The sequence below is a fragment of the uncultured Granulicatella sp. genome (genome assembly GCF_963528195.1).
Classification (GTDB): domain Bacteria; phylum Bacillota; class Bacilli; order Lactobacillales; family Aerococcaceae; genus Granulicatella.
The window spans coordinates 1-7,356 of the sequence record NZ_CAURVN010000059.1; the positions used below are offsets into that span (position 1 = coordinate 1).

Here is a 7,356-nt window from a genome sequence, read left to right on the forward strand (position 1 = left end):
ATCGCCCACTTGAAAATTTCAAGTCGGCTCAAAGCGTTTATGCCTCGAATACCGTTACCCACAAGGAACTTGTGGAAGGCTCATTTAAAATGAGTGAAATTGCGATTGTTAAAACAGGAAATCTACAAGATGAAATTTGCTGCCACCTAAACATTCGCTACACACCTGTTAATGTGTATTAATTGGTGATTAAATAAAGTTGTATTCCTTGGCTAATTATATAATTTGTAGTAAGTTTTCCCTGCAAATTAGTGTAAATATAGTCCTTTGAAAATTTTTCGTCAAATAAAAAAAGCAATTCCTCACGAAGTTGCTTTCATCTATTATTTGTTATCGCTAGTGTCCGTAATTATTTATTCGATATTACAGGATTTTCGCCAAATTTATTCGATTCGGCACTACCTTGCACAACTCCGATGACGATTGAAATGATGATTGCAATCGCTTCACCAATAACAGGAATTAGCATAATTAACATATATAAAGTAAACCAACCAGATAAATTTATATCGTGTAATCTACGGACTATTAGGGATATTGAAGGTGGTAAGGTAACAACAAAAACTACTAAAAAAAGTATTACTCCAATACCTGTAAAAGCAAAAGCACCTAAAATAGCGAATATTAATGCATAAAATAAAGTAAATCCCCAATACTCTTTTCGTCTAGCACGCCCTTTAAAGTTTGCATAGTTTTTAGTAAATGCTTCAATAAAGTATGTAAATAACGATTTTTCAATCATAACTAATCCTCTTAATGTGAACATTTATTTTCAATATAATCTGTTGGATTATCAGCAGTTAAATCTTTTTTCCTATTAACCTGCTTGAGAAATGCATTTTTTGCTAGATGCCCTAACTCATGCGAAACTGAACCATAATAGAGAACAAGTAAAAATGGTAGCAACAAAATCTCAATAGGAAACGCTATAAATAATAATAACGAATCAAGGATTATTAAAAGCAATACTGTGACTAGATAAAAAACATAAAACTTTAAGAAATTATGTAAATTAGCCATTAGAAATAAGATGTTTTTCGGTATATTTAATAATTCTAACCATTTTCCAGTTAATGCATATCTAATGATTCCACATTGAAGAATTGGATTTGAGATCATGCCCCATATAAAGTAGATAAATAATGTTGCAATATAATCCTCAATGTAATCAGTAAGATAGCCTGTTAATCCGCTTTGTATAAATTCTAGTATATCTAAGAACAATCCTAGAATACCTTTTAGTCCTAATAAATAACAAAAAGCTGTTGGAACCATCCAATATATAATCGTAACTCCTGTTATTTGTAACCCTTTCAGAACTATTTTCTTTATTTGTAATGATTGCAACGGCTTATCTAGCATAATATCTTCAACCATCTGAACCTGCCATCCTTTAATAAATATTATGCCGAATGGATACTTTATAAATGGAAAAAATAGTAATAAAGGAATAATCCAAAGCTTCTTATAGAAACTTCTATCAGAAAAGAGATATACGTATCCTTCTTGATATTCTTTAAGCAAATTTTTAAACATTCTCGTGTTATACCTAAAATTTAAAGAGTATTGAGGACTTTGCAAGGCTGATTCTTGGTAATTACAATGGGTTTATATAAACAACTTCCACAAACACTTCCATATTGAAGGATATATAGTTTTTTACCATTAATCATAAATTCGTAAGTTGATGATGTGTATCCTTGATTATTTGATAAAGGAGATGAACATTTTTCACCTGCTTTACTCTCTTTAATAAAGATTTTATGGCGTTTTAATTCATTACTTAATAATTCAACTTGGTCGTAGTCATAATTTACTTCATTTTCTTGAATTAAAGTATTATGGTTTAATGCCTTAAAGAGCATAAGATCGGATGTTTCCATCTTTATAGATGAACCTACTGCTTTACCTTGAGATAGATTAACCAAACTGTTATATAAAGATGAATCAGTGGTTTGCTCCGTTCTAAATGGATTGCCAACTCTTTTCTTCACAAATGTACCTTGTGAAATATCTCGAAGTCCCTCTGTAACTTCTGCACAAGAAGTTAATGATAAGGTTAGCATTACTACCTTAAATATTTTTCTCATAACATTTCCTTATTGATATTTCTTGATGCAAGAAGCCAAGCTTTTCTTGTAACTACGCCCTTGTTCAGTAATTACATCTGATACTAAACATTGGTTGTTTTCACATTCCAGTTGATAGACTAAATTAATGATTTTCTTCTTATTTTTTAGCGTGACATTTACCTGCTCCTTAATAATTTTTATGATAGGTTTTACTTCAACTTGATTTCTCACCATTCCATAGATCCAAAATTCGGAAAGGCATGTTCCGCCGTATTCATATTCATTTTCGTTATGAATATCTGTTGCTTTCATTTGCAAATCTGCAAACTCTTTTGTTGAGTAGCGTTCTAAATCATTGGTTTGATAGACCTTTGCAACGGTATCTACTTTAGCTTGTTCTAAAGGTGACAAAGCGAAAACGTTTGTAGATACGAATACTGTAGATAAAGATAGAAGTAGCTTATTCATAATAAAAAACCTATAATGATTAATATAAGAAATTTAGGGAAATTTTCAGTAAGAACCCGCATTAAACCTAGCTATAATACATAATGTGGTTGTTTTGCTGTAGCAACTAGTAATCTCTATCAACTACCCTAGTAGTGGGTATTCAAGAAATTTTACAGGTAAAAAATGAGTGTCAATGAGAAGATTCGAAAGATCCGAGAAGCAAAGGATTGGTCGCAGGAACAGATGGCTGAAAAACTGAATATGTCACTAAATGGCTATGCTAAAATTGAGCGTGGTGAAAGTAAAATCTACTTAGATAAACTTGAGCAAATTGCCCAAGTCTTTGATATTGATGTAATTGAGCTAATGCAATCAGATGGTAAGAATATCTGTTTTCAAATTGAATCGCCACTAGGTTCGGTATATCAAGGTGTTGGGGAAACCCAGTTGTCGATTGAGATTGAACGGTTAAAGTTAGCTTTGTCTCATGCAAGTGAGAAAGACGAATTGTTGAATAAATTGCTTGAGCAGAAGGATAGTGAGATTAATTCATTAAGAAATCTTATAACATTGTTAAAACAGCAGACTAAAATTTAGATATTTAAAGAGCTAATATGAAAAAGACCATTCATTATAGAAATTTTGTTATCACTGAGAGTAAAAGTACTTTGCAGGAATTATTAGAAGAGTTACTTAAGTCTGAAGAATATTCAATTGTAGATAACCGTAAGGAGAAAATAAATTCTACATCGGACGAAATAAGATTTATAAATTCTTTTGTTGATGAAGGAAATATGTTGTTTTGTCAGTTAGTCTATATAGAGTCAGGAAAACAACAAACCATATTAGATATGGAAGAAGGAGCTAAGTCTTATTCATTATTACCTTTTAATCTAAATTCTGAAAGTAAAGAAAGCGATAAAAAGAGAAAAAAAGAATTTGTAAATTCTATTTTATATCTTTTAGTTTTCAACAATCATATTGTAATATTAAAGTCAAAAGCATTAACAGAACGAGATTTAGAAAATCATATATATTGGTTACTTACTGAAAGATCAGGACTTGTACCAACAAAATCAACCTTATCTCTTGCTATTCAGCCTCCTAAAATTGTTAGGACATTAACAGAAAAAGAACCTGTCAAAAAAATTTTAATAGGAACTCCATTAGCAGGTGCATACATATCTGAAGATAAAAAGACAGATGTTGATAAGCCAGAAGAAAGAATCTCATTAGATAATCTTAATAAATCTATAAGCAATACAAGGTCATTAAAATTTACTCCGGCTATGGGGTTAGATTTATTGAAGCAACTAATACCGTCATCAATTCTAAAAGACTATAAGTTAGAAGATAGTTTAGATGAATCAAACTTAAGAATAAATCTAGAAATTACTTACGATAGAAAAACATCTGTTGAAGGTCAGTCGTTCATTGATGAGATCGCACATTCTATTAGAAACGTCTATGATGATGACGTTAAGATTGTTCTAAAAAATGGTGGTATACTACGCGGCAACCAAGTAAAATTGTCGGGTGAAATCACAGTGAACATGAATGAAAAAGGTATCATTGATGAAACGGATTTGCGTAAACAGATGAAAGACTGGTTAATCCAAAAAATTCGAGAAGAAGAAATTGAATTAGATCCGCAAAAAGATAAGCTATGAAAAGTTTCAAATTAACAGTATTAGTGACACTACTTGCAGGAGGCTTTGGTTACTTAGCCTCTCGTTTTGTTGTTTGTTATTTTCAAACAGATGTATCAGGCGTTTCATTCTTATTAGTAGCTTTCTTGCTATTACCTATAACCCAACTTGGGAACATTGTCAAAGAACTAAGTAGCGATTCGATTTACAATAATTTAAACGAAAGAGAAAAAAGACGCCTGAAAAAACTGATTCAGATGAAACGTAAGCAGTTGTATATCTTAGTAGGTTTATTAGTTATATTGAGTGTTTTATGCACTCTAGGGTTTCAGTTAGTTACTCAATATAAAGCTGAATTTCTGTTCTCATTAATAGGAGTTACATTAGCTGATATAGTATTCTTTTTCCATGCTCTAGCAGTTATGGATGAAATCAATGATTTTAAAAACTTACTTAAAGATAAACAAGAGAAAAGAGAACTCAAAGAAAAAACTCTTAAAAGATTAAAGCCTCATTCTAATTAGATTGAATTAGAATTGTTTGATATTTCCCTAAAAGAGATTAATAAAGCCGGTATTATGTAGCAGTTGCACAAAGTCCGAAAATTGACTAGATTCATATAAAAGTGCTCTTGTTTTGATGAGGGCATCATTTTTTTTGTAGCGAATATTGCAGGATAGGGGGCATAGTAGGGCAATAAATCACCCTTTCTTCTTTTTATGAAAAGAGCTTGATTTATAAAATTTATGGTCTTTATCTAAGAATACAATATAGAAAAAGCCATTAGATAAAAAACCAGCGACCCTAGCATATTGATGAAGTTTTTGTATTGTTCCCCAATTAGCACTTTCTTCTAAGTCAGAAGGACACGAAAAATCAGTGCTTTCAGGTGGTGGAAATCTTCCATATAAAGAAATAATTTTGTTGTCTATTAATTCTTTATAAGGTGTAGTTTGTATATAATCTATTTTATCAAAAAAAGCTCTTAAATATTTCTCATCACGCTCATTTTCCCACTCTGAAATAGACTGCCCCACTTTATCTTTCTTACCTTGATAATATTTCCAACTTATTAAAACCTTACTAATATTAACTGGATTAGGTTCTAAGTATTTTTGTTTTCTTGGTGTTATTGACATTTTTATTTTAGTAAGTTCTCAATGATATCTTTGTTTTCAAAAAGAGGAATCGCATTATAGGCTCCTTTAAGATAACTTGATGCATAATCTGTATTTGTTAGATTCTTAAATTCAATTAAAGAATACATCCCACTTTCACCAAATTCATTTTTATTAACAAACCAAATTTGATCTTCATTAAAAATATCTTTGTCAATTAGATTAGTATCTTGAGCTGAAGCAATTAACTGACATTCCTTATTATCTTTATTGAAAATCTTCAATATATATTTCATCAGGAGAGTATGAAACTTCGAATCAATTTCATCACAAACTAGAACATGTTTCTTTTGAATAGAATCATATATTGGACCCAGGAGTGCAATAAGCTTTCTAGTTCCTTCTGATTCTAATCTAAAAGGTAATTCATATTTTTCTCCATTAATATTTTTTATCACATTAACTTTTTTTGCATTAATTTTTTTATCTTCTATTTCTGTTGTTGCCTGAACAAGATCGATAAATTTCTCTATAACTTCTGTGTGCTTTCCTTTTTTTTTCTGTTTAACTTTGGCTAATACTGTTTTTAACTCTTTTGGATCTATTTTTTCAAATAACGATAAAACATTATCTTCAAAGTCAATTTTATCTATTTGAAGACTTGGTAAGAATTGAGAAGCCCAATCATAAAATTTCAAGTCTTTCTCGAATAAGTTTAAACTAAAATTGAGAAGAGCATCATCTAATAAACCAGAGATGATATGTAATTTATTAAACCAATTTATTACATTTTTAGAGTGCACCCCACCAACTCCAGCAATAATTGATATAAACGGTATATTTTTAACATTATCAGAATTATTAATTTCTTTGGTTTCTTGATTAAAATAACTATATGACTCAGAAAAACGCTCAGAAACATTATTTATGATATTATCATTTCTTATGAATAAAGTTTCATTTTTTTTAAGATTATTTTCAGAATATATACAAAGCTCTTCAGAAACGATCTTACGATTTAGAAATGATATTGAATAAGTATATACTTCTTGACTAAATATAGATATTTCAAATGTAGATGGAGAATTATCAATTTTATTAAATAAAAATGGAACTATATCTTCTAGATAATTTTTACTTAATTCATCAGTTGACCTTAAAACAATTTTTTTAAGTAAGGCTAGTGAATCAATAAAATTAGATTTTCCTGATGCGTTAGCTCCAAATATTAAAGAGGATGTCAATAAATTTTCTTTATTAATTAAATCACTATTAAAATCCGACTTTAGCATATTAAGAGTCTGTTTAGATCTGAAAGATAAGTGATTAGATACAGAAAAATTTATTAACATAATGAATTGATTCCAAAATAAAATCTGAACTATATAGAGATGATTTGTTTAGAGGAGCTTAATCCCCAACTAGGGCTTGAGGATATCTCTTGACCAGTTTACAGCATATATGAGCTATGATGCAATAAAAAATTTGAGGCTGTACCAGATAACCAGACCAGGCTCTATTTAACTGATTGTTTTAGAATGGAAATTTGAGATTTTATTTCAAGCGCCATTCGCATTCCTTCAAATACAGCTCAAAATACGCTTTGGGAATGCCATTCAACTTGCATAAATGACGTTTTGCTTGGTTCCCAAAATTCTCAATTCCGTTTATATGGTTATGATTTTCAGTAAAATGCGTACTGTGATTGATGCGGAAATGACTAAATTCGCTGACATCAAACACATCATAACTACGGTAAGTGTCAATGTAAACAATGCTGTCAGGCTTAACTTTCTCACGAATAATTGGCAATAGTGTTGCTGATTGCATTTGGTATAACTACGATATTAACTTTACCATTTCTCTTGAGACGCCCAAATACTGCGACTTTGCCTGTTGCTCCACGACCACGCTTACTTTTACGAATACTACCGAAATAGCTTTCATCAGCTTCAATTTCTCCTTCAAACATTTCCAAATGCAGGTTTGTTTGATAGGTGAGTAAACGTAATCGGTGAAAGTAATAAGCAGCTGTATTTTTGTTTACATTCACCAACTCACTTGCTG

General features: G+C 30.4%; 10 protein-coding genes and 1 pseudogene. 4 read left to right on the plus strand and 7 right to left on the minus strand.

Going from position 1 to position 7,356, the window contains the following annotated elements; genetic code table 11:
- The coding region (locus RWR88_RS08255; RefSeq protein WP_314451759.1) for a hypothetical protein at positions 1–182 on the plus strand (182 nt) is incomplete at its 5' end.
- 167 nt (positions 183–349) lie between these two features.
- On the opposite strand, the gene RWR88_RS08260 is transcribed toward RWR88_RS08255, so the two are convergent.
- Genes RWR88_RS08260 through RWR88_RS08275 form a run of 4 tightly spaced genes read right to left on the minus strand, consistent with a single transcriptional unit; the run spans position 350 to position 2,540 of the window.
- On the minus strand, positions 350–742 hold the full coding sequence (locus RWR88_RS08260; RefSeq protein ID WP_197544070.1) for a DUF805 domain-containing protein: 393 nt from the start codon (positions 740–742) through the stop codon (positions 350–352).
- A gap of 11 nt (positions 743–753) precedes the next feature.
- Positions 754–1,536 carry a DUF4013 domain-containing protein gene (locus tag RWR88_RS08265; protein ID WP_369011008.1) on the minus strand — a complete coding sequence of 261 codons (783 nt, stop codon included), beginning with the start codon at positions 1,534–1,536 and terminating at the stop codon, positions 754–756.
- Between the two features lie 20 nt (positions 1,537–1,556).
- Positions 1,557–2,090 carry a hypothetical protein gene (locus RWR88_RS08270; protein ID WP_140450124.1) on the minus strand — a complete coding sequence of 178 codons (534 nt, stop codon included), beginning with the start codon at positions 2,088–2,090 and terminating at the stop codon, positions 1,557–1,559.
- A gap of 9 nt (positions 2,091–2,099) precedes the next feature.
- Entirely contained in the window at positions 2,100–2,540 is a 441-nt protein-coding gene (locus tag RWR88_RS08275; protein WP_140450125.1) for a hypothetical protein, read from the minus strand.
- Positions 2,541–2,705: 165 nt separating this feature from the next.
- On the opposite strand from RWR88_RS08275, the gene RWR88_RS08280 reads away from it, so the two are divergent.
- Genes RWR88_RS08280 through RWR88_RS08290 form a run of 3 tightly spaced genes read left to right on the plus strand, consistent with a single transcriptional unit; the run spans position 2,706 to position 4,695 of the window.
- On the plus strand, positions 2,706–3,119 hold the full coding sequence (locus tag RWR88_RS08280; protein WP_140450126.1) for a helix-turn-helix domain-containing protein: 414 nt from the start codon (positions 2,706–2,708) through the stop codon (positions 3,117–3,119).
- Positions 3,120–3,136: 17 nt separating this feature from the next.
- Positions 3,137–4,192 (plus strand): hypothetical protein, encoded by a 1,056-nt coding sequence (locus RWR88_RS08285; protein ID WP_314451768.1) that lies wholly within the window; start codon positions 3,137–3,139, stop codon positions 4,190–4,192.
- Entirely contained in the window at positions 4,189–4,695 is a 507-nt protein-coding gene (locus RWR88_RS08290) for a hypothetical protein (protein ID WP_140450164.1), read from the plus strand. The genes RWR88_RS08285 and RWR88_RS08290 overlap by 4 nt, the downstream gene beginning before the upstream one ends.
- Positions 4,696–4,872: 177 nt before the next feature.
- On the opposite strand, the gene RWR88_RS08295 is transcribed toward RWR88_RS08290, so the two are convergent.
- The 3 genes and pseudogenes from RWR88_RS08295 to RWR88_RS08305 form a co-directional block, all read right to left on the minus strand.
- Positions 4,873–5,310 (minus strand): hypothetical protein, encoded by a 438-nt coding sequence (locus RWR88_RS08295; RefSeq protein ID WP_314451771.1) that lies wholly within the window; start codon positions 5,308–5,310, stop codon positions 4,873–4,875.
- A gap of 2 nt (positions 5,311–5,312) precedes the next feature.
- Complete coding sequence (locus RWR88_RS08300) at positions 5,313–6,581, minus strand: ATP-binding protein (protein WP_314451773.1); 1,269 nt, start codon at positions 6,579–6,581, stop codon at positions 5,313–5,315.
- Positions 6,582–6,805: 224 nt separating this feature from the next.
- A pseudogene (locus RWR88_RS08305) lies at positions 6,806–7,356 on the minus strand (IS1595 family transposase); the annotation flags it as partial.